Origin of the sequence: Mucilaginibacter gossypiicola, from assembly GCF_900110105.1 — a bacterium.
Lineage (GTDB): Bacteria > Bacteroidota > Bacteroidia > Sphingobacteriales > Sphingobacteriaceae > Mucilaginibacter > Mucilaginibacter gossypiicola.
In genome coordinates this window covers 24,062-49,502 of sequence record NZ_FOCL01000011.1, presented here as the reverse complement: position 1 = coordinate 49,502, position 25,441 = coordinate 24,062, and the positions used below count along the sequence as shown (strand labels likewise).

The following is a 25,441-nucleotide window of genomic DNA, read 5'->3' as shown; positions in this document are numbered from 1 at the left end:
TCAAGTTTGGGGTAGGTGCGATTCCCCTCTCTTGAAAGGAGCGGAGGTGTGCTACTTGTAGCGCGACGAAACACACCCCTGCTACCACGCCACCCAATGCATCCCCTCTCCAGAGGGGAATTTGAATGGCGACTATTAATATATCTTTCAAAGCAGGGGCGGTGCGATTCCCCTCTCTTGAGAGGGGTGGAGAGGGTGTGTTCTTTTCACGAGACACAGACTCAATACCTTACTATTTACTAAACAATCTAAAACTATACACCAATAGCAGCGGGATAAAACCTGCGTGCCACTTATCCTGAAAGGAAATGTGGAGGTGGTGTGCCTGTAAACTATGACAAATAACATGCTTCAACCATCAAACGCTGTTTTAAAAGATCAACTCACTGTCTTCAGCAACGAGCTAACAGAAGAGTTGAAAAACATACTCGACTATTGGCTCAACCACACAGTTGATGAAGTGAACGGCGGTTTTTGGGGTAAGATTGATAATAAAAATCAGGTTACTGCTGATGCTGCGAAAGGTTCGGTGTTAAATGCACGGATCCTGTGGAGTTTCTCAGCTGCATACAATCAAAACCCTGATGAAGCTTATTTGCAGGCGGCAACCCGGGCATATGATTATATCAAGGTTTGTTTTGTCGACAATGAGTTTGGTGGTGTGTATTGGTCGGTTAGTTATAAGGGCGATAAGCTTGACACCAAGAAGCAGGTTTATGCCAATGCTTTCACAATTTATGCGCTAAGCGAATACCATATAGCTTCAAAGCTTGAAACGGTAAAGGAGGAAGCCATTGACCTGTATCATCTTTTGGTTGATAAAAGTTATGATGGGAATAAGACTGGTTATTTCGAAGCTTTTACCCGTGAATGGAACCCGCTTGATGACCTAAGGCTGAGCGCCAAGGATGCCAACGAAAAAAAGACCATGAATACCCATTTGCACGTACTGGAAGCTTATACCAACCTGTACCGCATCTGGCCTGATGAGGGGCTTAAACAGCAGATTGAAACCTTGATCAATAACTTCTTTGATCATTTTATTGATGCTGAAGCCGGACACCTTGTGCTGTTTTTTGATGAGGAGTGGAATCGCCGGTCAAACACGGTATCGTACGGCCATGATATTGAAGCCACCTGGCTTTTACTTGAAGCGGCCGAGGCTATCAATAACCAGGAAATGATAAAAAGGGTTAACAGGATTTGCATCACAATAGCTGAGGCAACTATACAAGGCTTAGATGCGGATGGTGGTTTATGGTATGAATATGAACCGGCAGAAGATCATCTCATCAAAGAAAAACATTGGTGGGTGCAGGCCGAAGCCATGGTTGGTTTTTACAATACCTGGCAGCTAAGCGGGAATGATAAATACCTTCAACTTGCCCTTGATAACTGGGCTTTTGTAAAAGATAAAATACTGGATAAACAAAATGGCGAATGGTTTTGGGGCATTAAAGCTGATGGCAGCATTATGCCCGGCGAGGACAAAGCAGGCCTTTGGAAGTGCCCTTACCATAACAGCCGTGCATGTATCGAAATTATTAAACGGATAAAAGCATTAAAATGAAATTAATAAAAATGTTTATAGCGGCTTTGCCGCTCGCGCTCATTATGATGGGGGCATGTAAAAAGGGCAGCAAGCCTGCGCCCGATCCAACACCGGTTGTCGACCCGGGCAACGGTGGGGCAACCGGCGCAATCACTGCACCAACCGATCCTGCGGTAGCAGCAAGTCAGGGCTTTTTTCTTGACGACTGGCAGGGGAAAACTTTCAGCAAACCGGCAACTGTTGATGCTGCTAAACCAACAGCCAGCACATCCATAACTGTTACGGCCGATTTTAGCCAGGTAGTATCAAAAGTATCCAAATACATGTTTGGTAATAACATTAATCCTTTTACCGGGCAATACACCGATGCTGGTACAGTGACCAATATTACTAACCTGTCGCCAAATATCATCCGGGCACCGGGAGGGAGTTTATCTGATGTGTATTTCTGGGATTTACCTGCGTATGGCAAACCTGCCGATGTGCCCGATCATCCATTGAAGCCGGATGGTACGGTGGCTGTGAATACCGGTTATTGGAGCGGTAATGTAAATGATAGTTGGTCCTTAAGTTTAAGCAATTATTACAGCCTGCTGCAAAAAACAAATACTACCGGTATCATCACCGTAAATTATGCCTACGCCCGATACGGTACCAGCAATGACCCGGTGGCTACTGCCGCGCATCTGGCCGCGCAATGGGTAAGGTATGATAAAGGCAAAACCAAGTATTGGGAAGTTGGCAACGAGTGCTATGGCAATTGGGAAGCCTGCTACCGCATTGACGTAAGCAAGAATAAAGACGGTCAGCCTGCAATAATCACCGGCGATCTGTATGGTAAGCATTTTAAGGTTTTTGCCGACTCGATGCGTAAAGCTGCAGCCGATATTGGGGCAACCATAAAAATTGGCGCTGTGCTGCATGAAAGTGCCGATAGCTCAAATCCTACCATCGTAGCCAACTGGAACCCCGGTGTTTTGGGGCAGATAGGTGACAAGGCTGATTTTTTTATCGTGCATAACTACTATACTAATTACAATGAAAATTCAACCGCGCTTACTATCCTCAATACCGCTCCGGCATCGTCAAAAACAATGATGGATTATGTTAAAGGGGCCATCCAAACGGCGGGTGTGGCACAAAAGCCCATCGCACTTACCGAATGGAATATATTTTCATCAGGTTCAAAACAACAGATCTCAAATATTGCCGGTGTACATGCCGTAATGGTTTTGGGCGAAATTATCAAAGATCAGTACGGACAGGCCAGCAGGTGGGATCTGGCAAATAGCTGGGATACTAATAATCCGGGTGACGATCATGGTTTGTTCAGTATTGGCCAGCCGGATGCCCCTAATTTTACACCACGGCCGGCATTTTATTACCTGTATTACTTTCAGAAGTATTTTGGCGACAGGATGATCAATTCGTCGGTTAGCGGCAGTTCGGATATTGTGAGTTATGCCTCATCCTTTAATTCCGGCGAGGCAGGCGTAGTACTGGTTAACAAAAGCACTACCGACCAGGTAGTAAGCATAAATTTAAAAAACTATTATACTGGCAGCAATTACTACTACTACACGCTTAAAGGCGGTACCGATAACGGCGAGTTCTCGACTAAAGTACTGGTGAACGATAATGGTCCGGTAATAGCTTACGGCGGTCCACCAGACTATAAAACCATAGCAGCAAGTTCTACCAGTACCAGCGGGGGCATTAAAGTAAGCGTACCTGCAAGGGGAGTAGTGTTTTTAGTAGCCGATAAAAAATAATACATCATGGAAAATAATACATTACGAAAAGTTTCGCTTGCGGCGTTGATGGTTTTATCAGCCTGTTTGTCACACGCCCAAACCGGCGATGGTGCTGCACCAGTTGCTGTAACCAGAGCAGAAGTTAATACAGGTAACCTTGCGCCAACGCCACCAATGGGCTGGAATACCTGGAATACTTTTCAAACTAATATCGATGAACCGTTGCTGAAAGGTATGGTTGAGGCTTATGTATCATCGGGTATGCGCGACGCCGGCTATCAGTATTTTGTGCTTGATGATGGCTGGATGACCATGGAGCGGGATAAAAATGGCGACTTGGTGGCCGATCCTAAAAAGTTTCCAAATGGGATGAAAGCCTTTGCTGATTACGTGCATTCAAAAGGGCTTAAGTTTGGGATCTACAATTGTGCAGGTAATAAAACCTGCGCAGGTTATCCCGGAACCCGTGGCCACGAATACCAGGACGCCCGTTTATATGCATCATGGGGTGTTGATTTTTTGAAGTATGACTGGTGTAATACCGATAGCCTTAATGCCCGCGAAGCTTATATAACTATGAGCTCGGCCCTTAAAGCAACAGGCAGGCCTATAGTTTTTAGCTTATGCGAATGGGGTAATCACCAGCCCTGGCTTTGGGCGAAAGGTGTGGGTGAGCTATACCGTACTACCGGCGATATTACGGCCAGCTTTGATAAAGATAAAAATGTAGGTACCTGGACTGCCTTGAGTGTGATGTCCATTTTAGATAAACAGCCTGTTATTGCCAAATACAACGGCCCAAATCATTGGAATGATCCGGATATGCTGGAAATTGGCAACGGTATGACTTTTAATGAAGACAGAGCGCATTTTTCAATGTGGTGCATGCTTTCGGCTCCGCTGTCCGCCGGAAATGATTTGCGCAAAATGTCGGCGCAAACGCAATCTATTTTAATCAATAAAGAGGCCATCGCTATTGACCAGGATAAATTGGGACTATCGGCGTTCCGGATCTCAAGCGATAAGGGGCTTGAAGTTTGGGTGAAAACACTTGCCGATGGCGGACTTGCTGTTTGCTTTCTGAACCGGTCGGTCACACCTCAAAATATTAGTTATAGCTGGAAGGATCATCCATTTAAAAACGAAACTGTTAATTTGGACGTTGACTTTAGCAAGGTGAACTACAAGCTGCATGATGTTTGGGAAAAAAAGGACATCGGCACAACAAAAAAGGAATTTAAGCAAACCATCGCAAGCCATGATGTGGTGATGCTGAGGTTAAGTAAATGAGAAATAAGCGGGAGATAGCCATCATGAGTAAAGCATTTAGAGTAATTATTATTTTATGCCTGCTGATCAAGAGCTCAACTGCAATGGCGCAACTGTTTGAACCTGCCGATAAAAAAGCTACTGCCGAAACCCGGCAGCTTTTTTATAGTATGCAGCGCCTGGTGAATGCGGGGGTGATATTTGGCCATCATGATGACCTGGCTTATGGAGTTGGCTGGCGTGCTGAACCCGGCCGATCAGATGTGAAAAGTGTAACAGGATCATACCCGGCGTTGTACGGTTGGGATTTGGCCCGGATTGAACATGATAGCATCCATGATATTAACGGTATCCCTTTTAAGCAGCAAAAGCAGTTTGTTAAGGATGTTTATGCACGTGGTGGTATCAACACCTTTTGCTGGCACATGGATAGCCCAACCAACGGGAAAACCGCCTGGGATACCACGCAGCATACTGTGAAAGATCTGATCACCGGTGGTGCATTTCATGACGTATATGTTGCTTACCTTGATAGGGCAGCTAATTATTTAGCCGATATAAAGGGGCCGGAAGGGGAGGCTATCCCTATATTGTTCCGGCCTTTTCATGAGCTTACCGGTAACTGGTTTTGGTGGTGCAAAAACACCAGCACGCCCGATGAATTTAAGGCCCTGTGGTGTTTTACTATCGATTATCTGCGCGATAAAAAGAAGTTGCATAACCTGCTCATCGTATATTCGGCGGCTGATTTTGAATCGGAAGATGAGTTTCTGGAACGTTATCCCGGTGATGCTTACGCTGATTTTATCGGTTTTGATAACTATTGTACCAGCAGCGTTGATCGTTTTCAAACTAAACTGGATAAACGCCTTACCATTGTTGACGCCATCGCAGCAAAACATCATAAAATATCATGCTTGCCCGAAACCGGATACGAAGGTATCCCCATGGCCGATTGGTGGACGAAGGTATTACTTCAAACACTCGCTAAACACAGGGTATCATATGTAATGGCATGGCGTAACGGAAATGAGCATCATTATTACGTACCCTATCCCGGCCAAACCAGTGCCGATGATTTTATTGAGTTTTATAACAGTCCGCAAACCATTTTCCAAAACCGCATAACGCCTTTAGGTATTTATGGTAAACCGAATTGGGAAACCCGCTAATCAAAAGCTCCCCCTTTAGGGGGCTGGGGGGCTCTCAAAACAACCACACCCGATATTCCCGCCAGTAACGAAGCTAACAAGATCCCATACTTAGCCTGATTAATCATAGCTGCACTATCAAAGGCTAATGCCGATATAAAAAGAGACATGGTAAAACCTACGCCCGCGAGCAAGGCCACACCGGTCATTTGTTTCCATGATGAGCCTGCGGGTAATTGCGCGCCGAATTTTACCATAAGCCAGGTAAAGAGCAATACGCCCGTAAATTTCCCGGCAAGTAAGCCTATGGCCACACCCATGCTAACCGGGTTAATGAGCGATGAAAAAAAGTCATGACCGATAACAATGCCGGCATTGGCTAAAGCAAACAGCGGCATAATGATAAATGCTACCCAGGGGTGCAGCGCATGCTCAATTTTTTGGAGCGGCGTTTCGGCATCAAGGCTTAGTTTTTTTATTTTATCAATAATGTGATGCTGTTCCGGTGTTACAAGGCTACTGTTGTTGGGTTGCTCGTTTTCAAAATCGGCAACATATTGTTTTACCGATTGGGCATAACCTGTCTCGCTGATGCGGGTGCGGGCCGGAATGGTAAATGCAACCAGTACCCCGGCAATAGTTGCATGCACGCCCGAAAGCAAAAATGCTATCCAAACAGCAAAGCCTATTATCAGGTAAAATGCTGTGCTCCTGATCCCCATTTTATTGCCGATGAGCAGCAATGCCAGCAACCAAACACCAACTGTAAGCGGCATCAACGCTATATGGCTGCTGTAAAATAAGGCAATGACCAATACTGCGCCAAGGTCATCTGCTACAGCTAACGCCGACAGGAAAACTTTTACAGATGACGGAATATGTTTACCTGCCATAGATAATAAGGCCAGCGCGAAGGCTATATCAGTAGCCATTGGAATTCCCCAGCCATGGGCCGATGGCTTGCCCGTGTTGAATAGGAAAAAGATCAAAGCCGGTACCAGCATCCCGCCCAATGCGGCAAACATAGGCAGCGAAGCCTTTTTTACTGATGATAATTCGCCGGCCATAAACTCGCGTTTTAGTTCGAGGCCAATCACAAAAAAGAACAAAGCCATGAGGCCGTCATTGATCCAAAGGTGCAGTGGATGGTCTAAAACATATTTATCAAAGCCAAGCGATAGTTTAAGGTCCCAAAGTTGGTGGTAGCTGTGCTGGAAAGGTGAATTTACCCATACAATAGCCACGATTACGCTAACCAGAAGCACTATGCCGCCCGTGTGTTCCTGCGTTATGAATTTGCTTACCGGCTGCGTGATTTTATCAATAGGGTAGCTCTGTTTCATAGATGTTGTAAAATAAGGAATTATTTGGTTTCTGGCGGGTTCACCAACCGATTACTATCTCATTAAAACAAAATTCGGCTATAAAACATTTATCAATGAAACAGGATATTATGAACAACTATCAGCAAAAATGGATAGACACGTTGAGAAATGCCCACGTAAATGGCTGGGAGATTAAGCCGCAGGGAGATGATATTTTTGTAGAAATGCCACATGTAACAGACCTTAAGCTGATTAGGGATAATCTACCCGAAACGCTGGCGCTGATGGCTTTGGATATTAATTTACCGAAAGAAAGGCTGAAATTTATTTTTCACAACGGGTATGAACAGTTTGAATACCTGCTTAATCCTGCTGTTGAGGATTTGGAACAGGAGGGCTAAAATCAACCGTTGCTGTCTCGCCGGGTAATTCTTCTTTGGCATTATCCGAATCAAGTTTAGCCATGGTTGATACAACTACCACCGAAATCCCCATACAGGCTATTAGTATAAAAGATGCCCTAAGGGTAGCAATTCCGGCAATAAAACCAATAACCGGCGGGCCAACCAAAAAGCCCATAAAACCAATGGTTGATACTGCAGCCAATGCAACTCCCGGCGACATGGTTTTTGATTTACCGGCGGCACTATATACCATCGGTACTACAGATGATACGCCGGCGCCAACCAATAAAAAGCCTGCCATTGCCGTATAGACATAGGGGAAAGCTACTGCTATCAATAAGCCTGTTGCAGTTAATGAGCCGCTTACTTGCAAAGTGCGTTTTAAACCAAATTTGTGTGCAAACCAGTCGGCAATAAACCGGCCGCCTGCCATGGTGAACATAAAAGTTGTAAATCCTATACCAACTAATGCCTGCGGGGCCAGTACCACTTTTTTGAAATAGATTACGCTCCAATCAAACATAGCACCTTCGCAAATCATAGAACAAAAAGCAATGATCCCTAATTTGATCAGCGACTTATCGGGCATTACAAATACAGGCCCGCTATCGGTTACTTTATCATCCTTCAGATAACGGGCAGATACTGCCACGCCAATTGCAATAACAATCAGCATGAATGAAAAATGATGGAAAGGAATAACACCGTTAGCTATCATAAAAGTGCCTATACCAGCTCCGGTAAACCCGGCCAGGCTCCATAGGCCATGAAAAAAGGCCATAATGGGCCGCTGATAAAGCTGTTCGGTAGCTACGGCCTGTGTATTTACTGCAATATTTACCGAGTTGCTTGAAAAGCCAAAGCATAACAGGCATATGATAAGCTGAAAAGTATTTTGTGCCAGCCCGAGGCTTACCAGCGCAATTGCATAAACCAGCAGGGCGGCTATAACCAGTTTTTTACTGCCTATTTTGGTAATGATCCAGCCCGAAAAGGGTAGCGAGCACATGAGGCCAACCGGTAGGGCAAATAATACGGCGCCCAACCCGGCATCAGACAAACCTAAATTTTGCTGAACGGTAGCAATTCGCGATGCCCAGCTGGAGAAACTTAATCCCGCCATAAAAAACATGGCGCCCACAGCAATGCGAAGCGTTAATTTGTTTATGGTATCTGTTTTGAGAGGGATATTATTCATGTTTAAGTGATATCATAGTGTCTAATTGACACTATGAATTAACGACACAAATATAAGGTAATTAATTGTACTTTTAACAAGCTAAATCGTTTTTTACTTTTAGGTGAAATGGGAGCTGAAAAAGAAGCCCTGACTCGGTTTTAAATACAAATCAAGGCTTTATGTTTTGATGATTTATTGTTTCAGGTTAAATGATCCTTGTACGTTTCGATGAATTTTATCGGTAGAGAATTCCTTCATATCCGCTTGGAATGTTCCCTGCATGGTTCCCAGAAAACCGCTGGTTGAAAATTGTGTAACTTTTACTTTTCCCAAGCCAGGTATAAGTACAAGGTCGCCAATATCTAATTTTTCTAATGTGAACGTACCTGTTGATTTACCGTTAAAGTCAAGGTTCATATCATAATCACCCATACCAGTAATATATACGTCCCCATCTAAAGCGCTGCTGTGATCAAGAATAGCCGCAAAAGAGTTCGTTTTGTCTGTATAGGTTGTCCCGTCTATTTTGAATATAATTGTACCAACGGGTCCAAGTGCCAATCCATCTCCGGTTATGTTAGTTGCTGTCGGATCGGTACCAGTTCCGGTCCCTGTTCCCGTTCCGGTGCCTGTACCAGTACCGGTCCCTGTTCCTGTTCCTGTTCCTGTGCCCGTGCCCGTGCCCGTTCCTGTGCCAGTTCCTGTTCCTGTGCCAGTACCGGTCCCCGTTCCCGTATTTGTGGTAGGGGTTACATCAACTGCTTTTTTTTCTTTATCAGGGCCAAGGGGTGGATCGAGCTTGCAACTGCTTACCGAAGCTGTTACTAATAACAGCATAAATACTTTATAGTAGAATTTTTTCATGTACAAAGGGCGTGATAGTTTATGGCTTTAATGATTTAAATATAAGCATTTTAGCCCTTTGTACGTGTATGTAGAGTTATTTGATACAAATAATGTTAAGAAAAGTTTACACTATTTTTCAATTATTTACAATCTCCCTCGGGACTGCACGATTCGCCTTCAATAATATCAAATGCAGGTTTGGTATTTTCCTGCTGCCAGCCTGCAAATGCTTTTACAAGGGTATCATTAAATACAGCTACATCCTGAGCGCCGGATACGGCGTATTTACGGTTCATCACAAAAAACGGAACGCCGCGCACACCTAAATATTGAGCTTCAGCAATATCATGTTTTACGTCATCAGCATAGGTGCCACTTTCAAGCGTTTGTTTAATTTCATCAGCGTTCAGGCCTATTGCCAAACCCAGTTCAATAAGGGTTTGCGTATCGTCAATATTGCGGCCCTCGGTAAAATATGCACGGAACAAGGCTTCCTCAGCAGCATCACCTAAACCGTGCTTTTTAGCCAGATGTGCCAGCCTGTGTGCATTAAAACTATTAGCAACAATTGATTTGCTGAAATTATAAGTCAATCCAGCTTGTGCAGCCATTTGGGTAACATGATCATTCATTTGTTCGGCATGCTCCAATGTCCAGCCTTTAATGTCTGCCAGGTATTGGTTAATGCTGATATCCGGATTAGTTTTAAGATCGGGGTTCAGCTGAAAGCTTTTCCATTCAATCTCAATTTGCTCTTTGCCTTCAAATCCCGCCAAAGCTTCCTCAAACCTTCGTTTGCCTATATAACAAAACGGACACATCACATCCGACCATATTTCTACTTTCATTATTTTGTTTTAAATGTTTAAACAAATTTAACGCATAGGGGCTGCTATCCCCGTAAGGGGAAAGTAAAATTAAAAGGCGAGGTAAGATGACATTGTTTTTATTTCAGCTATAATTTTTTGTAATTGTAAATTTTTATAAATTAGGAAATTATAAACCGATTATAAAATTATTGAGATTAAGCCCATTGCTCAAGAACTATTGAACAAGCATGAGATGGAACAGTGCTAAAATATTCTGGATAGGTATTATCCTGCTGGTAGTGCCCGGTCTTATTCATGCTTACCTGTTAATGCCATTTCCCGGTAGCCAGGACCTGAATGCCATAACCGTTTGCTATTATCTCGAAAAGGTGATCATGCCCCTGCGGTTGATAGGGATGTTGTTCATTGTTTGGTACCTGTTTAAATTCTACGCTAAAAATACCTTTAAACAAAAGATTGTTAAGGCCGCTGTTTTTCTGCTTTGCATAGGCAGTTTTTATATAACTGACTATATGTACAAAGCCGAAACTATGTTTAAAGAAACTGCAAACGCTGTTTTTGCCAACGGGTTAAAAAATAGGGTACCTTTAAATTACCTGGTGGTTGGTGTTGTGAATAACGGTGTGGCCAAGGCTTATCCATTGATATATTTAGGCTATCATCATAAACTGCAGGATAATGTTGGTAACAAACCTGTTTTGGTTACTTATTGCACCATGTGCCGTACAGGCAGGGTATATAGCCCGGTTATTAACGGCGTACGGCAAAACTTCAGACTGGTAGGGGCCAGGCATTATAACGCCATTATTGAGGACGAAAGCACCAAAACCTGGTGGTACCAGGCTACCGGTAATGCCGCAGTTGGCAAACTTAAAGGACAGCAACTAACAGAACTGCCTTATGAACAATTAACTCTTGCAGCCTGGTTGCAAAAGCACCCCGAAACATTGATTTTACAGCCGGACAGATTATACACTACCGACTATGCCGACCTGAAAAACTACGATCGCGTACAGGCTATAGACCGTGATAGCACGATAAAAAATAAAGATTCCCTGTTTCGCAAAAGTTGGGTGATAGGTGTTATCATCAACGGAAAAGCCAAAGCTTATGACTGGCGACATATGTACGCCAAACGCCTGCTTAATGACGAGTTGAATAAAAGCCCACTGCTTATAGGTATTGAAAAGGACAGCCTGAGCTATCATGCCTGGAATACATCAGTAAATGGTAAAGCCCTGCATTTTAAGCTGGATAACAATGGTATGCTTACCGATGAGGAAACAGCTTCTGTTTGGGATTGGGACGGCCTATGCGTAACCGGTACGCAAAAAGGGCAACGCCTTGCTAAAATACAGGCCTACCAGGAATACTGGCATTCATGGAAACATTTTCATCCCGGAACCACATTCTGGAAAGGCGATGAATCATTGGAGCAAACGGCATCTATTTACCCGCCGTTTTAAGCAACGGCTTTAATTAAATGGCGGTTGCTATTTTGCTGATATCATCATCGTTCAGCAGATTATCTTCAGAGATAGACGGATAATACTTATTCAGGATTTTTTGAATAAGCTGATAGCTTTCAATAGATTGGATAGGAGCTGATGCCAGTTCGGTGATAGTTGACCCAATGAGCTTGAGTTTTTTGGCCTCATACTGGTTGATCACAAAGTCAGAAGTTTTTTTCTTACGGCTTTGTTGTATGAGATCATCAAGTTTCTTGATCTCTTCAACCAGGTCAATCATTTTTAATACTTCCACCTTTTTCATCAGCGCCAAAATTAGTGATTTATTTGTAACAAGGGGTATAACGGGATATTTGTTGTATTGTTTGCAGGTATGAGACGGGTAAAACCGGCAATTGTTACGAACAAAAATTGCGCACTTTGAAAACGTGTGCAATCTGATAAACTCAAAAAAATATGTCAATTGCGAGTGCAGCGTGGCAATCTCGTAGCTAATGCATGTCCAATCTGCATAGCTACGAGATTGCCACGTCGCCCCAGGGCACATAGTCCGCGCCGCTCCTCGCAATGACATTTTTTTGTTACTTCTTATCCTCCGTTGTGTCCCTTTCAACCAAAGCCATACCGCATTTGGGGCAAGTACCCGGCTTATCAAAAGTAAGATCGGGGTGCATGGTGCAGGTATATTTACCTTTTTTCTTCGCAGTTGCAGCACTGTCTGCTTTGCCGGTGTTTTTAACAGAACTGTTGCAGGCGCCGAGAGCAAAGCAGGCTAAGGCTAAAATAATAAAGCTTTTTTTCATTGGTTATTTATTTTTGATGAATGACGCCAGCCCGAATAGTGACACTACCAGCACACCAAGGGCCGCCAGCATGCTCACTATATCCCGGATATCCTTACCCGCCCAGGTCATGCCAAAATACTTGTGTAAAAATATAAAAGACAGCCCTTCAACCCGGTCAATCCCTGCAACTTTTGTAGCCAGTTTTGATGAAGTTGTTTCGATATACCAATTACTGCCATCCGGATAACTTACCTTTTCAACGGGAAGACGTTTGTTAATGAAACCGTATTCGTTATCAAATTGCTTTATCCGGCTAACTTTTACCCTGCCATAAAACTTGCCGGGATCCTGATGGGTATGGTAATAAGTACTTAAGAAGCGGGCATAGTCTTCGTCTCCATTAATTTGCTCTTTACCGGTTAAAGTATTGAAATAGGAGACCTGCTTTTTGTTGTCGGTTACCTGGTAATAGCTGTTACCATCAAAACTTACTACTGCTATCCTTTTGATGAGGCTATCGGCAATAGGAAGCTGTAGGTTTGATATGGCTAACTGTTTCCTGTCTATTATATATCCGTAATCGGGCTTGGGTGTTTCGGTATTATGCAGTTTTACCGCAAGGTGAAATGCCCCGCTGATCACGAAAGTAAACATCACAAAAGAAACAATAAGCCCTATTTGTCTGTGGAAGCGATGGACGAACCGCTTATCTTCCCCGCCGTTTTCTTTACGTTTTTGGGTGATGGATTTAAACTTTTTCCACATTAAACCATAAACGGTCAAGCCGCTGACGAGGGCGAACAACATTGCCGTCATGATAATAAGCAATACTACATTACGGAACGTATCGCCGCCGATATCGGCCAGGAACTGCCAGGTATGGAACTGCTCAAACAACCACAAAAAACTTTTACGGGTGTTGTTATTAAATGTACCCATGCGGCTCTGGCTGGTTTCTACATAAATATCCATGCCATCAGGGCGGTCAAAGCTTATTTTCCAAACAGGTAAAAGATGATTGATGGGCTGGTATTGCCCATCAAATGTTGTTTGATAATCTATCTTTTTAATGTTGGAGGTTGAATCCTGCGTAAAATAGCGGGCGAGATAAGTGGCGTAAAGCCTGTCGCCATCTTTTAGCAATACGCCATCATTGGCCGAATAGTAATTGTACACGCTATCCTTATCCAATACCTGATAAAAAGTGCTGTGATTAAAATTAACCAGGCCAAAATTGCGGATAGCAGTAATACTGTTTTTGTCCAGCACCTGCTGAATACTGAGCACCGGTTTCATTTGGCTTTGCGGTAACGGTTTAAACACTTCCTCAGCAATTGATGGCCTAAACCAGTTGGACATGAACGGGTGTGAAAGCCCGCTCAATGTCCAGAATATGACCGGGATAAGGGCTGTTAAGCCCAGTACCCGGTGCCATTTATAAAATTTGCTTTTTACTGCTGCTGCTGATGCCATGATCAATATTTTGAAAATGAATAACTGATGCCTAAGGTATAAGTACGCGGCGGCGCGGCGTTATAAGTATCGCCGTACTGGCTGCTGGTAACCGTTGTAGCGTAAAGCTTGTTGGTTAAATTAAGTACATTGAACCAAATGCCTGCACCTTTCAATACGCTGCTTTTTACATCATAACCTAAGCGTAGGTTGTAAATATCATAACCCGAGTAAGTTTTGGTATTAGCAGGGTTAGTATAGTATTGGTTGATGTGCTGCCACTCCGTTGCTATCCTGAAACCGGGAAGGTATTGCGGTTTGTAAGTAAGTTCGGAGTTGGCAATCCAGGCCGGGGCATTGTTCATGCGTTTACCATCATAGTTGGTTACTGTGTTGGTGCCGGTGGTGTAATTGGTGGTTACTTCGCTGTATTCAACATAGGTATGCCTTGCATTGGTGCCGCTGAACCTGAAGGTAAGCTCTTTAACAGGGGCTACGGTAAGCGAGTATTCAATACCGCGATGGCGTGTTGCGCCGGCGTTTTGATTTTGTGTGGTGTTATCGGGCAGTAACTGGTTAATGATTTCGTTGTGGCCTTCCAAATCAAATATGCTCAGCTCAAAATACAGCTTTTTGTTAAAGGCAGAGAACCAGCCGCCTGCTTCGTAGTTATCAAAGGTGGCCTGTTTAAGCTGGGTAAGCTGGCGCGAGCTATACAAGTCACCAGTCTCTGGCGGTTGGAAACCTACGCTGTAATTGGCATACAAGCCTTTGTTATTACCAAAGTTGTAGGTGATGCCCAACTTAGGGGCTACAATGTTAAAATTGTTGGTTTCCTGTTGTTTGTATTTAGTTTGGCCGGCTGGTATCTCATTATCAAAATTGTAATGAACCCTGTCGTACCGTAAACCACCTACTATGCGCAAAGCCTCTAAAGGTTTGATTTCGTACTGAACGTATGCTGCTGTATTAAATAACTTGATCTTGTAGTTGTCAATATACCTGCCGGTATTGGTAAAGCTCGTATAATAATTATTTGCCACATCTTTAGTTATGTCAAGATATTGGGCATAATATGAGCTCGGGCTATCGTCCATATAAACACCACCTATCAACCTCGAATGTAGAAAGTCAAAATCAACCCGGTGCTGAGCGAGTAAACCATAGCTGTTAAATTTTTGATCATTTACCTGGCCATTGCTGCTTTGGTAAACGCCGTTGGCGTCGCGTACATCAGATATATAGTAGCTTGGCAATTGCGCGGTTGAATTGCCGCGGAAGAACAGGGTTACAAAGGTGCTGTTTTTATCATCCCACTGATGATCCAGGCGGGTGCTGGCGCGAAATGATTTTACCTTGCGATAAGTGAAACGCTGATTGGCACCATAGCTTCTGTTATAAAAACGGGTGCTGTCCAAACTGCCGGGAGTTTGCGTGTTTAGATAATTGTAGGCCGCAGAGGTTGTTAATTTAGTTTTAGCACTGAAATCATAAGTAGTTTTGAAATTGGCTGAGTACTTATCAAAATCAGAATAGTCCTGCCAGCTATCGGCCTGGTGGGCTACGTAACCGCCAATATACAAACCAAATTTGCCTTGTGTAAAACCTCCATCAGCATCTACCCGGCGGTAATGGTAATTATCACCCTGAACAGAAACATTGCCTGCATAGCCTGTAGGTGGCCCCTGGGTAATAAAGTTAACCGCGCCGCCTATTGAGTTACTGCCGTAAAGTGATGATGCCGGCCCTTTGATAACTTCTATATCTTTAACACCCGACATGTTGATCTCATATAGTGAGTTATGGTTAAAGATCCCTGTAGGGCGAATAGGTACGCCATCTTCCATATACAGGTAAAGCGCATTATAAGTGATAGGCTGACGGATAGCCATGGTATGTTGCTCGTTACCCAGGTTCACCATGTAAACGCCTGCTACCTTGTTCAGTAACTGGTAAAGGGCAGTAGCCTTGGTATCCTTAATTTGGGTAGAGTTAATTTTACTAATAGCGATAGGGGCGTCCTGCCTGGCCTGGCCTTCGCGACTGGCGGTTACTACAACGGGTTGCAGATCCACCATTGAGGGTTCTAACGCGATATCAAGCTTTTGGCCTTTTATGGCAGATACTTCGATAATAAGCGCACTGTAACCTACCATGGCAAATTTAAGCCTGGTGATGCCTTGTGCATTGATACTGAAATGGCCTTTGGCATTGGTCATGCCCAGTTTTGCGCTGTTTTGAACATCTGCATTGCAGATTGACGCACCGGCGATGGCCTCATGCGTAATGGCATCAGTAACCGTGCCTTGTATAGTAGTTTGGCTGTAAGCCAGTGTTTTAATAAGTATAAAAGTTATAAGTAGGATTAAATATCGTTTCATTATATAGTATTACAGGAGTTACCTCCCGGTGTAAAAATGGGTAGAAGCATACTACATGTCATTGCGAGGAGGAACGACGAAGCAATCGCGAACTTTGCAAGCAGGCCTGCAGGTTTGCAATTATGACGTCTCCTTTGCAAGGAAATGAGTTGTTGATTTAAAGATTGGGAACGAAGGCAGCCTATGCAAGCGAGCCCTGCATAAGTGCGATTGCCACGCTACGCTCGCAATGACATGGCTATAATTATATCGTAAGCATAACTATCCAATATCATCAATCAAAAACCAATAAAAATGAAATGATTATCCTAACTGCGGAGGCTGAAATATCGTAGCCGGTCTATCGGCCGGTACGGTGGGGGTGTAAGGGGTTGAAATAACCTGCAACAGGCTGGAGTGGAATTTTACATCAGTTGAACTGATGACATAAACCTCCTGAAAGAGGCTCTTTTGCGACTGCCTTTCGTCGCTGGCCTGCTTGTCCTCTGCCTGTTTGATCTTTTTCGCGAAGTAGCATTTACCGTCGCAATGCAGCCAGGGTTTGTTCCTGTTTTCGCAAAGCTTGGTGGCAATGTAATTCCTGTTCAGCTCAAAACCCGCGAAAATGAAAAAGCGCGAGAAATTGACCGTGATCAGCGAAAAGATGAGTAAATAGGCTGTAATACGTTGCAGCATGGCGCAAAGGTACGCCCTACGGGTTTAATAAGCAATATTTAGTTCAAAGTCTTAAGTCGAAAGTTCTAGGTCATACAATAATCTGACTCATGAACTGAAAAATCGCCGTACTACTCATGACTAAAGACTCCCGACTTAGGACTTCTGACTTAAGACTTATCTCTTTTCAACGTAGCATGCATATGCTGGCCTTTGTAAACCAGGTTCATACCGATAGAGTCCTGGTAAACTTTACCTGTATGGGGCGAGCTGCCTCCTGGTACCGGAATACTGAATGAAAAGTTATCGCCGTTAATCATGCCGTCGGTAATGGCTACATCGCCCTGGGGGGCATGGGCAGTGCCGGTAAGTTTACCGCTGTCTATCTTAAATGTATAACTTAAGGGAAAATGATCATCCCCCGGAAGTTTTAATGAGCCTATCCATTTGCCGTTGATATCGGCCATCGAAATAAAACTAAAAGCGGTAATAATAACAAACGCACTAATCGCCAGGAACTCTTTTTTCATTGTTGATATAGTTTAAGCAGATGCCTATATGCAGTAATTTTAAACTATATACAATTTTGTTGCCTTTAAGTTTAATAAAAAAAGGAAAAAACCTACCGAAGGGTAAGGTTTTTCCTTTTGGCTGTCATGCTGAGCTTGTCGAAGCATGGTGGGTGGGGCCTCTGCGCGCGAGTCTTCGACAGGCTCAGACTGACAGCCCCTTTGCTTCAGGGTTATAATCCTTTATTTTTTATCAACCGGTCTTTTCAATACCGAATTGCTTTTTGAGCCATTGATATCCAGTTCAACACTAATCGAATCGCCCATGAATTTGCCAGTATGCGGGATCACGATACCACTGGTAGCAACAGTAAATGAAAAATCGGTGCCATTGGTTTTGCCTTCTTTAATGTCAACATCACCTTCGGGGGTTAAAGCTGTACCGGTTAATTTATCACCGTCAACTTTAAAGTTGTAAAGTAAAGGGTATTCCTGGCCGTCACTTGTAGTCAGTTTACCTGCCCATTTGCCGTTTAAATCAGCTATAGCGGCAAGGCAAATCATAAAGCAGCTTACCAATAGGGTAGTAGTAAAAGTCTTTTTTTTCATAAAATGTGAGTTTTGGTTTATAAATATAAGAACCTTGATTTACAGGATGAAATGATTACCTGATATTTTGTGCGATTTAAATATCATGTAATCCTTAAATCAGGAAACTCAAGGCTATTGAGCTCTTTTTAAAGTACTGTGTATTTTTGATCCGTTGGCTTCAATATCCACGCCAACCGAATCACCGTAAAATTTGCCTGTGTGGGCAATGTGGATATCTTCGATACTTACGGTAAATTTAAAGCTATCGCCTGTTATTTTACCGTCTTCAATAGGCATATCGCCTTTGGGGGTTTTGGCGGTGCCGGTTAATTTATCGCCGTCTATCTGAAAGTTATAAAGCAATGGGTAAACTTCGCCGGTTTCCATTTCAAGTTTACCTTCCCATTTTCCGGTAATTCCGGCAATGGCAGCAAAGCAGGCCACAAAACAAGCTGTTACAAGGGCTAAGGTTAAAAAAGTCTTTTTCATAGCGGTTGTTTTTCTATCAGTAAATGTATAATCGATATTAAACCAAAACGTAAACTGTGCATTAAATTTAGCGTTGGTGTTGTTATTGGTTTGTAAACAAAAACTGTACTGCAACAGCCTGATGATCAATGCCGGAATAGTTTTTTTACTTTCACTTGTATTAAGGGGCATTTTATGACCGTCTGCATATAAATGTTAACAATACATTTCTAATTATTCAAAATCATTGTACCTTTAAATCTGCATACTAACCGGGCGAAATCCTGATTTCGCTTTTCACTTTAAACAACCTAAAATGATAAGAAAGATTTTTACTGTATTGCTTTTACTGGGCGGTAGTTACCTGGGCGCTTCGGCACAGGATGTCCAGCTTAAAAAAGGCTGGAAATTTGCCGTGGGCGATTCTGCCCAATGGGCCTCCCCAACTTTTAATGACCAAAACTGGCAGAATATCGACGTTGCTCATTCCTGGGAGCCGCAGGGACACCCCAATTACGACGGCTTCGGTTGGTACCGGATCCATGTGGTGATCCCTTCATCACTCAAAGAAAAATCATATTTAAAGGATAGCCTCCGATTAAACCTGGCCAGTGTTGATGATAACGATGAAGTATATTTAAACGGCAAGCTGATCGCCAAATATGGCGGCCGCAGCGGAACTATTAAAGACGGAAATTATGGGCCGCGAACTTATAATATTTCAGCTTCAGATCCGGCAATTTTGTGGGATAAAGAAAATGTGCTTGCCATCCGTATTTACGATACCGGTGGTGACGGTGGTATTTATGGTGATAATTTTAGCCTTGGCATGGCCGATGTAATGGATCATGTTACCGTAAACACCGATGGTGATTACAGTTTCCAGGAAAATAATAGTTTGGCAAAATCAATTAAACTGATCACTACCAATAAATACCAGTACCAGGGTACTTTAGCCTTTAAGGTTACCGATCCTGAAACAGGCGCGGTCATCTACGAAAAAACAAACCCCGCAAATTTTACTGCCGGCAAACCATTCACCTATTCGTTCGTGATAGCCCGGTTAGCAAAAAAATCTTATACCATTGCCTATACTTTCACCGATCAAAAATCGGGTAAGGAAATTGTTAGGACAGAAACTACACCATATATCCTTACGCCTTATCCATCGGCCAAACCAAAAATTAATGGTGCCGATGTTTATGGTGCCAGACCAGGAAATCCGTTTCTGTATCTGATCCCGGCTACCGGCAAAAAGCCGCTCATTTATAAAGCAGATGGATTGCCTGCCGGTTTAGCGCTTGATGCTAAAACAGGCATTATCACCGGCTCTGTAAGCCAAAAAGGCGACTATCCGGTAACCCTTACTGTTACCAATAGTTTAGGCAGCAAAACCAAAACGCTTACCATAAGCATTGGCGATAAAATTGGCCTTACGCCAGCCCTTGGCTGGAATAGCTGGAATGCCTGGGGATTGAGCGTAAACGATGAAAAAGTAAAAATTTCGGCCAAAGAAATGTCGGATAAATTGAGCGCTTATGGCTGGAACTATATCAACATCGATGACGGCTGGGAAGCAGAAAACCGTGCAGCTGATGGCGCAATTGTAGCAAATAGCAAATTTCCGGATATGAAAGGCTTAACCGATTATGTGCATAGCCTTGGTTTACATACCGGTATATATTCATCGCCCGGCCCGCGTACCTGCGGTGGCTTTTTGGGCAGCTGGCAACACGAGGACCAGGATGCCAAAACTTATGCCGACTGGGGATTTGACTATCTAAAATACGACTGGTGCTCATATTCAGAAGTTACCCCGCCACATCCCGACCTACCTGCGCTTAAGAAACCTTATGAGCTAATGCGTTCATCCTTAAACAAAGTGAACCGTGATATTATGTTTAGCTTTTGCCAGTATGGCTGGGGCGATGTTTGGAAATGGGGAGCCGAAACCGGCGGGAACAGCTGGCGTACTACAGGCGATATTCAGGATACCTGGAGAAGTATGAGCGATATCGGTTTTAGCCAGGACCCTGCTTCGCCATATGCTGGTCCGGGGCATTTTAATGACCCAGATATGCTGGTTGTTGGTAAAGTAGGCTGGGGGCCAAGCCTGCATAACAGCCGTTTAACTTATGATGAGCAATATACTCATATCAGCTTATGGAGCCTATTGTCTGCACCGTTACTAATTGGTTGTGACATGGGGCATTTAGACAGGTTTACGCTTAGCTTGCTAACCAATGATGAAGTATTGGCTATTGACCAGGATGCTTTAGGCAAAGGCGCAAGGCAGGCTTCTAAAACAGATGAGCAGCAGGTTTGGGTAAAGGAACTTAACAAAGGGGAAAAAGCAATAGGTTTCTTCAACACATCTGATAAGTATCAAACCGTTAATCTTGATGCCAATGACAAACTGTTAAAAGGCTTTGCCAAAGCCCGTGATGTTTGGGAACAAAAATACCTGATAGCAGTTAATCATAAATATACTTTCAAAATACCACCGCATGGCGTAAAGCTAATCCGGGCTATGTAAGTTAATTTTGGGCAGAACGACATAAAAACACGCGTCATTGCGAGGTACGAAGCAATCCCCGATTAACAGGTCCGCCCTGTATAGTTTGGGATTGCTTCGTACCTCGCAATGACGTTTTTTGTTTATGTCATGTCCCCTCAGGGTCTCTCGGAGAGAACCCTGAGGTTCACCACGTTTTCTGGGCGTTGAGAACGGTGAATTTGTACGGCGTATACATTAGGGTCCTCTGCGAGAGACCCTGATGGGACGTTAAGAGACCCTGATGGGATGTTGATTGTTTACAAAAAAGGCCTTTGTTTATTCTATAAAGTCCTTTTTATATACAGCAATTTAAGAAAATCAGTTCGGCACATCATAGTGATATATCGGCGAAAAAACACCTTCGCTGGTGGTGTAGTAGCCTTTGCCATCGGGTTGAAAGCCTATGGCTTCTCCCTGCTTCTCAACTTTATAATTAAGCTCCTGTGGTTTGCGTATCATGGTTTCCCATATCGGTTCATTATGCTGGCGGCGCCAATAGTAAACCTTATCATAACTTTTCAACAGGATCTGTTGCCCATCTTTTGAAATGTCACCGGCAGTGATCCATTTAAAAGGTTTAAAGCCTTCAAAGTATAGTTTGCAGCGTTTGGTCAATACCGTTGTTGTATTGGCTTTGTATTTTAATGGGGTAGTGTAAACAGCAACCGTATCGCCTCTTTTGCTCACAATGATTAATTGTTGGGCAATTGGGTCAATCATCATCGTTTCGGCATCTTTAGGGCCATCGGGATATTTAAAATCTGCCCTTACGGCTTCGGTATTTACATTCGTGGCATCGCCTGCGGCCCACGATTTTTTTTCGGCCATGCGATAAACTGTAATATAGGGCCTGTTTTGAGCATTGTCGCCTATATCGCCAAGGTAAACATAACTTTTACCTTTTTGCGGGCCGGGGCCTACGTCAATATCTTCGCAATCCTGAACGCCCAGTTTATGAGTGCTGTCGCCTTTAAAGTAGATGGTTGATTTAAGCTTGCCACCGGCAGTTATAGCAAAGAAACGGCTGGTATCTCCGCTGTCGTTATGTACATAGTAGGTGTCCGGACTAATGGATGATGCCGCAATGCCCGACGTTTCATCCATCTCCTTATCACTTAAGGTACCTGTGATATCCTGTCTGTCAAAAAGCCTGTGCTTGGCAAAGGCTCCCATGAAAAGCAGGGATACAATAGGTAAAAGTATATTTAATTTTTTTGACCGGCTCATTCTGTTTCTTGCAAACAATAACGCAAATTACGCGCATTAGTATGAAGTTGACATTAATTATTTGATTTTGTTACGACTATATGAAAAAAGTATAAAGAACAGCACAGGTAGCACACAATATTCGTACCATGAAACTACTATGCCGATTCAAAGGCATGTAATAAAGCGTTTTGCCGGTATATTTCGGCGGGGCTGCGGTAATCGGCTAGCTCAAGTTCATGAACATATTTGCAATTGCAGGGATGGCCGGGTTCAATAAAAACGGGCATATCATAGCCTTGCTGCTGGTAATAAGGAGTGATAAATGCCTTTACGGGCAGGTTGTTTGCGGCGGAAACAACATCGGGAGTTAGCTTTTTTAAGGGCTTTAAAAGCAGTTTAATTTCGCAAAGTTTAAAATTATCATACAGCGGGATCCAGCGTATTATATCATCAGTGTTAACAGCTATAGCGTTATGTTTTACACCGATAAGTATACCGATATTGATCTCGCTATTATTTAAAAGGCTGATGATCATAACCTGCTGACCAATATAACGGCTAAAAATCATGAGCTGACCAGCTACGCTTAGATGTTTCATTTTACTAATTTTATTAGCAAAATACGAAAATTATTTGGTGAGATGCAAGGGGAAATTTGAGATGTGGAAAGTTCAGGTTAGCTTAATTCCTTTTTTACCTGAAATAATAAACGCTCGTCATTGCGAGGAGGAACGACGAAGCAATCGCACACTATACAGGGCGGATATGCTTCCGTGCGGTTGCCACGCTATCGCTCGCAATGACAATTGGCGGGTTATCATCAACAAAAAAGGGCCTTATTTCAGGCCCTTTCTCATTTTCTTATTTTTCAGCTTCTGCAAGCTCCGTCTTTGTTGTCTCGGATTTGGTGAGATCGATATCTGGTTTGGAGATGTCTGTTAATGCTACACGACCTCGGTCTTTACGTAGGATGCGGTTAAATAACGAGATTTCCCTGTCGAACAAAAACTGAAAGAACAGTTTAGTCCATGAAGTATGATAGTGTAAAGTATCGTAATACTCAGGGGCCGTTTTCCTGATCTCGGGAAGTTTATTCCATGGGATAGAAGGAAAATCATGATGCTCATTGTGGAAGCCTACGTTAAAGGCTACCGCGTTAAAGTTACCATAATAGCTGTATGTTTCCTGTTCTTCGGTAACGGTAAGATAATGTTCCTGGATCCAACGGGCGCCCAGTGGGTGCAAGCCAACCGAAAACGAGAAGCTTAACAATAAAAAGGCCACTGCATGCCATCCCATAAAGTAGGCGATAGCGGTTGTAAATGCGGCCTGTAATAACCAGTTGGTCAGGATCCAGCCGTCAAACGGATGGATCTCCCTTAAACGTGATAAGCGGAAAAGCTGAAATACAGGGAAAAACAATAACCAAAGTGCTTTACCAAAAAACGAATTACTGATCAGTTTTGCTTCCCAGCGGTTCGGTAAATCGGCATCAAGCTCATGTACGCCCTGAAAAGAGTGGTGTTTGATGTGATATTTTTCGAACGAAATAGCGCTTGGAAGTATCTGCGGTAAATTGGCAAACATTGATGCCCAGCGGTTAGCGTTGCGATTTTTGAATAACAACTGGTGTGTGCATTCGTGGATCATTACAAACAACGCATGATCGGCAAAAGCTCCAAGCAAATAGGCCGCTCCAAAAACTATCCACCATGATTGATCGCGTACAAACCAGGCCAAAACAACCTGGAAAGCTACTAAACCAACAATAGCCCAAATGGTTGCCGGGTTTTTGCCTATAAGCTTACGCAATTGCGGAAACTGCTTTAAGATTTTTTTTGTGCGGATGCGATGAGGTTCAGACTCCTGGGAATAAACAAAATCAGTCTTTTTAATCATATAGTGTTAAAACGTTAAATATAACGATAACGTGCACAAAAGTTCATTTTTTTGTAAAAATTAATTAGTAAAATCTGGAATATACAAAATCTTCATGATCATTTCATGTAAATTTTATATAAAATTTACTTTAGTTTTGTTTAAAAACAAGTACTTTAAAGGTATTCGGAATGGCTTTACGTGTGCCTGGCTCAAATTGAGCAACGCTTAAATAGATCTTGTGAGTTTTGGCATCCAGCGCCATTGTCCTGGCCCTTTCGGCTGTTTTAAGTGATTGGATCACCTCATATTCATCGGCCGATTTTTGTTTGATGATTGTAGTAACACCATCGCCGCATGAGCAAAATATCAGTTTGGTTTCCGGATCATAAACTACGGCATCAACACCTGCGCCAATTGGCAGGGTAGCTGTAACTTTTCCGGTTTTAATATCAACAACACTTACACCTTTATTTTCACGGCAAACAGTAAACAGTTTCTGATTAACGGCATCAAGCGCTAAGCCGGTTGGGCCGCCACAAGGTGCAAGAGGATAGTTTTTAATTACTTTAAGGCTTTTGCTGTCAATAACATTTAGGCTGCTTTTATCTTCAAGGTTATTATAGATTTTGCCTTTGCCATCAGCAACTGCAAATTCGGGGCCGCCGCCAAGTGCTACTGTGCCAACCTGTTTAAGGGTTGCCGGGTTAATTACTGATGAGTTGTCACTTTCGCCGTTGAAGGTGAAAACACGGTCGGAGAAGGGGTCATACATAATGGCATCCGGGCCATTGGCACCAGTAAGGGCAATAGTAGTTATGGTTTTAAAGGTTTTCAAATCGAAAACTACTACTGCATTTGCTTTGCCATCACTAATAAAACCACGGTTAAGCTTGTTCACTATAGCTATGCCATGTACCCCCTTCATGTTATCAATAACGCCAACGGGCTTTTCGGTATCCAGATTAATAACATTTACCGATGTGCCGTGCGATACATACAGATTGCGGTTTACTTTATCGATAGAAAGATAGTCGTAACCGCCATCACCCGGAAGCGCGATAGTTTTATCGGCCACATAGGTTTGTGCATTCAGTTTAAAAGGAGCTATACCTGCAATAAGCAAGGCTACGGCCAAAATTTGCTTTTTCATTTTTCGGGATTGTTTATTGCCATG

23 protein-coding genes are annotated in these 25,441 nt (G+C 43.3%); 7 read left to right on the top strand and 16 right to left on the bottom strand.

The features are described 5' to 3' along the window. Positions 1-346: 346 nt before the first annotated feature. The 4 genes from BMX50_RS27205 to BMX50_RS27190 are packed head-to-tail and all read left to right on the top strand — an operon-like array spanning position 347 to position 5,747. Positions 347-1,570: an AGE family epimerase/isomerase gene (locus BMX50_RS27205; protein ID WP_091217921.1), complete on the top strand. Its 1,224-nt coding sequence runs from the start codon at positions 347-349 to the stop codon at positions 1,568-1,570. Further along, positions 1,567-3,324, top strand: a complete 1,758-nt coding sequence (locus tag BMX50_RS27200; protein ID WP_091217917.1) for a hypothetical protein — start codon at positions 1,567-1,569, stop codon at positions 3,322-3,324. Before BMX50_RS27205 ends, BMX50_RS27200 begins: the two co-directional genes overlap by 4 nt. Before the next feature lie 6 nt (positions 3,325-3,330). Beyond that, positions 3,331-4,596: a glycoside hydrolase family 27 protein gene (locus BMX50_RS27195; RefSeq protein ID WP_208864813.1), complete on the top strand. Its 1,266-nt coding sequence runs from the start codon at positions 3,331-3,333 to the stop codon at positions 4,594-4,596. Then, positions 4,593-5,747 carry a glycoside hydrolase family 26 protein gene (locus BMX50_RS27190; protein WP_091217912.1) on the top strand — a complete coding sequence of 385 codons (1,155 nt, stop codon included), beginning with the start codon at positions 4,593-4,595 and terminating at the stop codon, positions 5,745-5,747. The genes BMX50_RS27195 and BMX50_RS27190 overlap by 4 nt, the downstream gene beginning before the upstream one ends. On the opposite strand, the gene nhaA is transcribed toward BMX50_RS27190, so the two are convergent. Then, the gene (gene nhaA / locus BMX50_RS27185) at positions 5,744-7,069 is read right to left on the bottom strand and encodes a Na+/H+ antiporter NhaA (RefSeq protein WP_091217909.1); all 1,326 of its coding nucleotides are present in this window, start codon (positions 7,067-7,069) and stop codon (positions 5,744-5,746) included. The two genes, BMX50_RS27190 and nhaA, sit on opposite strands and share 4 nt — an antisense overlap. Positions 7,070-7,164: 95 nt before the next feature. Between nhaA and BMX50_RS27180 the strand changes: the two genes are divergently transcribed. Continuing rightward, on the top strand, positions 7,165-7,452 hold the full coding sequence (locus BMX50_RS27180) for a hypothetical protein (RefSeq protein WP_091217905.1): 288 nt from the start codon (positions 7,165-7,167) through the stop codon (positions 7,450-7,452). Here BMX50_RS27180 and BMX50_RS27175 read toward each other — a convergent pair. The 3 genes from BMX50_RS27175 to BMX50_RS27165 form a co-directional block, all read right to left on the bottom strand. Then, a complete protein-coding gene (locus tag BMX50_RS27175; protein WP_091217902.1) occupies positions 7,415-8,653 on the bottom strand; it encodes an MFS transporter in 1,239 nt (412 codons plus the stop codon). The two genes, BMX50_RS27180 and BMX50_RS27175, sit on opposite strands and share 38 nt — an antisense overlap. 174 nt (positions 8,654-8,827) lie before the next feature. Next, positions 8,828-9,499, bottom strand: coding sequence for a hypothetical protein (locus tag BMX50_RS27170; RefSeq protein WP_091217898.1), 672 nt, complete (start codon positions 9,497-9,499; stop codon positions 8,828-8,830). 122 nt (positions 9,500-9,621) lie between these two features. Beyond that, positions 9,622-10,329: a DsbA family oxidoreductase gene (locus BMX50_RS27165; protein ID WP_091217894.1), complete on the bottom strand. Its 708-nt coding sequence runs from the start codon at positions 10,327-10,329 to the stop codon at positions 9,622-9,624. A 209-nt stretch (positions 10,330-10,538) separates the two neighbouring features. On the opposite strand from BMX50_RS27165, the gene BMX50_RS27160 reads away from it, so the two are divergent. Next, positions 10,539-11,777: a DUF3179 domain-containing (seleno)protein gene (locus tag BMX50_RS27160; protein ID WP_091217891.1), complete on the top strand. Its 1,239-nt coding sequence runs from the start codon at positions 10,539-10,541 to the stop codon at positions 11,775-11,777. Positions 11,778-11,790: 13 nt separating this feature from the next. On the opposite strand, the gene BMX50_RS27155 is transcribed toward BMX50_RS27160, so the two are convergent. The 8 genes from BMX50_RS27155 to BMX50_RS27120 all read right to left on the bottom strand — a co-directional run bounded on the left by BMX50_RS27155 (position 11,791) and on the right by BMX50_RS27120 (position 18,812). After that, entirely contained in the window at positions 11,791-12,084 is a 294-nt protein-coding gene (locus tag BMX50_RS27155) for a hypothetical protein (protein ID WP_091217888.1), read from the bottom strand. Between the two features lie 277 nt (positions 12,085-12,361). Beyond that, positions 12,362-12,583, bottom strand: a complete 222-nt coding sequence (locus tag BMX50_RS27150; protein WP_091217885.1) for a heavy metal-binding domain-containing protein — start codon at positions 12,581-12,583, stop codon at positions 12,362-12,364. A gap of 3 nt (positions 12,584-12,586) precedes the next feature. Further along, on the bottom strand, positions 12,587-14,038 hold the full coding sequence (locus BMX50_RS27145) for a PepSY-associated TM helix domain-containing protein (protein WP_091217881.1): 1,452 nt from the start codon (positions 14,036-14,038) through the stop codon (positions 12,587-12,589). A 2-nt stretch (positions 14,039-14,040) separates the two neighbouring features. After that, positions 14,041-16,398 carry a TonB-dependent receptor gene (locus BMX50_RS27140; protein WP_091217876.1) on the bottom strand — a complete coding sequence of 786 codons (2,358 nt, stop codon included), beginning with the start codon at positions 16,396-16,398 and terminating at the stop codon, positions 14,041-14,043. 303 nt (positions 16,399-16,701) lie between these two features. Next, positions 16,702-17,073, bottom strand: a complete 372-nt coding sequence (locus BMX50_RS27135) for a hypothetical protein (RefSeq protein ID WP_091217873.1) — start codon at positions 17,071-17,073, stop codon at positions 16,702-16,704. Positions 17,074-17,222: 149 nt separating this feature from the next. Beyond that, positions 17,223-17,582 carry a hypothetical protein gene (locus tag BMX50_RS27130; RefSeq protein ID WP_091217868.1) on the bottom strand — a complete coding sequence of 120 codons (360 nt, stop codon included), beginning with the start codon at positions 17,580-17,582 and terminating at the stop codon, positions 17,223-17,225. A gap of 222 nt (positions 17,583-17,804) precedes the next feature. Then, positions 17,805-18,170 (bottom strand): hypothetical protein, encoded by a 366-nt coding sequence (locus BMX50_RS27125; RefSeq protein ID WP_091217865.1) that lies wholly within the window; start codon positions 18,168-18,170, stop codon positions 17,805-17,807. A 114-nt stretch (positions 18,171-18,284) separates the two neighbouring features. After that, positions 18,285-18,812 (bottom strand): hypothetical protein, encoded by a 528-nt coding sequence (locus tag BMX50_RS27120; protein ID WP_091217861.1) that lies wholly within the window; start codon positions 18,810-18,812, stop codon positions 18,285-18,287. Between the two features lie 124 nt (positions 18,813-18,936). Here BMX50_RS27120 and BMX50_RS27115 point away from each other — a divergent pair, with 124 nt between their 5' ends. After that, a complete protein-coding gene (locus tag BMX50_RS27115) occupies positions 18,937-21,156 on the top strand; it encodes a putative Ig domain-containing protein (protein ID WP_091217858.1) in 2,220 nt (739 codons plus the stop codon). Positions 21,157-21,495: 339 nt separating this feature from the next. On the opposite strand, the gene BMX50_RS27110 is transcribed toward BMX50_RS27115, so the two are convergent. The 4 genes from BMX50_RS27110 to BMX50_RS27095 all read right to left on the bottom strand — a co-directional run bounded on the left by BMX50_RS27110 (position 21,496) and on the right by BMX50_RS27095 (position 25,417). Next, positions 21,496-22,404, bottom strand: coding sequence for a hypothetical protein (locus BMX50_RS27110; protein ID WP_091217854.1), 909 nt, complete (start codon positions 22,402-22,404; stop codon positions 21,496-21,498). Between the two features lie 137 nt (positions 22,405-22,541). Beyond that, on the bottom strand, positions 22,542-22,985 hold the full coding sequence (locus BMX50_RS27105) for a hypothetical protein (protein ID WP_091217851.1): 444 nt from the start codon (positions 22,983-22,985) through the stop codon (positions 22,542-22,544). A gap of 262 nt (positions 22,986-23,247) precedes the next feature. Further along, positions 23,248-24,285, bottom strand: coding sequence for a fatty acid desaturase (locus tag BMX50_RS27100; RefSeq protein WP_091217847.1), 1,038 nt, complete (start codon positions 24,283-24,285; stop codon positions 23,248-23,250). Between the two features lie 130 nt (positions 24,286-24,415). Continuing rightward, positions 24,416-25,417 carry a YncE family protein gene (locus tag BMX50_RS27095; protein ID WP_091217843.1) on the bottom strand — a complete coding sequence of 334 codons (1,002 nt, stop codon included), beginning with the start codon at positions 25,415-25,417 and terminating at the stop codon, positions 24,416-24,418. Between the last annotated feature and the right edge of the window lie 24 nt (positions 25,418-25,441).

Bases quoted from the DNA above. Each gene is read 5' to 3' on its own strand.
- BMX50_RS27155 (WP_091217888.1), bottom strand. From the start codon at position 12,084: ATGAAAAAGGTGGAAGTATTAAAAATGATTGACCTGGTTGAAGAGATC.
- BMX50_RS27180 (WP_091217905.1), top strand. From the start codon at position 7,165: ATGAAACAGGATATTATGAACAACTATCAGCAAAAATGGATAGACACG.
- BMX50_RS27195 (WP_208864813.1), top strand. From the start codon at position 3,331: ATGGAAAATAATACATTACGAAAAGTTTCGCTTGCGGCGTTGATGGTT.
- BMX50_RS27175 (WP_091217902.1), bottom strand. From the start codon at position 8,653: ATGAATAATATCCCTCTCAAAACAGATACCATAAACAAATTAACGCTT.
- BMX50_RS27190 (WP_091217912.1), top strand. From the start codon at position 4,593: ATGAGAAATAAGCGGGAGATAGCCATCATGAGTAAAGCATTTAGAGTA.
- BMX50_RS27165 (WP_091217894.1), bottom strand. From the start codon at position 10,329: ATGAAAGTAGAAATATGGTCGGATGTGATGTGTCCGTTTTGTTATATA.
- BMX50_RS27120 (WP_091217861.1), bottom strand. From the start codon at position 18,812: ATGCCCCTTAATACAAGTGAAAGTAAAAAAACTATTCCGGCATTGATC.
- BMX50_RS27170 (WP_091217898.1), bottom strand. From the start codon at position 9,499: ATGAAAAAATTCTACTATAAAGTATTTATGCTGTTATTAGTAACAGCT.
- BMX50_RS27105 (WP_091217851.1), bottom strand. From the start codon at position 22,985: ATGAAACATCTAAGCGTAGCTGGTCAGCTCATGATTTTTAGCCGTTAT.
- BMX50_RS27115 (WP_091217858.1), top strand. From the start codon at position 18,937: ATGATAAGAAAGATTTTTACTGTATTGCTTTTACTGGGCGGTAGTTAC.
- BMX50_RS27130 (WP_091217868.1), bottom strand. From the start codon at position 17,582: ATGAAAAAAGAGTTCCTGGCGATTAGTGCGTTTGTTATTATTACCGCT.
- BMX50_RS27110 (WP_091217854.1), bottom strand. From the start codon at position 22,404: ATGAGCCGGTCAAAAAAATTAAATATACTTTTACCTATTGTATCCCTG.
- BMX50_RS27145 (WP_091217881.1), bottom strand. From the start codon at position 14,038: ATGGCATCAGCAGCAGCAGTAAAAAGCAAATTTTATAAATGGCACCGG.
- BMX50_RS27205 (WP_091217921.1), top strand. From the start codon at position 347: ATGCTTCAACCATCAAACGCTGTTTTAAAAGATCAACTCACTGTCTTC.
- nhaA (WP_091217909.1), bottom strand. From the start codon at position 7,069: ATGAAACAGAGCTACCCTATTGATAAAATCACGCAGCCGGTAAGCAAA.
- BMX50_RS27135 (WP_091217873.1), bottom strand. From the start codon at position 17,073: ATGCTGCAACGTATTACAGCCTATTTACTCATCTTTTCGCTGATCACG.
- BMX50_RS27125 (WP_091217865.1), bottom strand. From the start codon at position 18,170: ATGAAAAAAAAGACTTTTACTACTACCCTATTGGTAAGCTGCTTTATG.
- BMX50_RS27200 (WP_091217917.1), top strand. From the start codon at position 1,567: ATGAAATTAATAAAAATGTTTATAGCGGCTTTGCCGCTCGCGCTCATT.
- BMX50_RS27160 (WP_091217891.1), top strand. From the start codon at position 10,539: ATGAGATGGAACAGTGCTAAAATATTCTGGATAGGTATTATCCTGCTG.
- BMX50_RS27100 (WP_091217847.1), bottom strand. From the start codon at position 24,285: ATGATTAAAAAGACTGATTTTGTTTATTCCCAGGAGTCTGAACCTCAT.
- BMX50_RS27150 (WP_091217885.1), bottom strand. From the start codon at position 12,583: ATGAAAAAAAGCTTTATTATTTTAGCCTTAGCCTGCTTTGCTCTCGGC.
- BMX50_RS27140 (WP_091217876.1), bottom strand. From the start codon at position 16,398: ATGAAACGATATTTAATCCTACTTATAACTTTTATACTTATTAAAACA.
- BMX50_RS27095 (WP_091217843.1), bottom strand. From the start codon at position 25,417: ATGAAAAAGCAAATTTTGGCCGTAGCCTTGCTTATTGCAGGTATAGCT.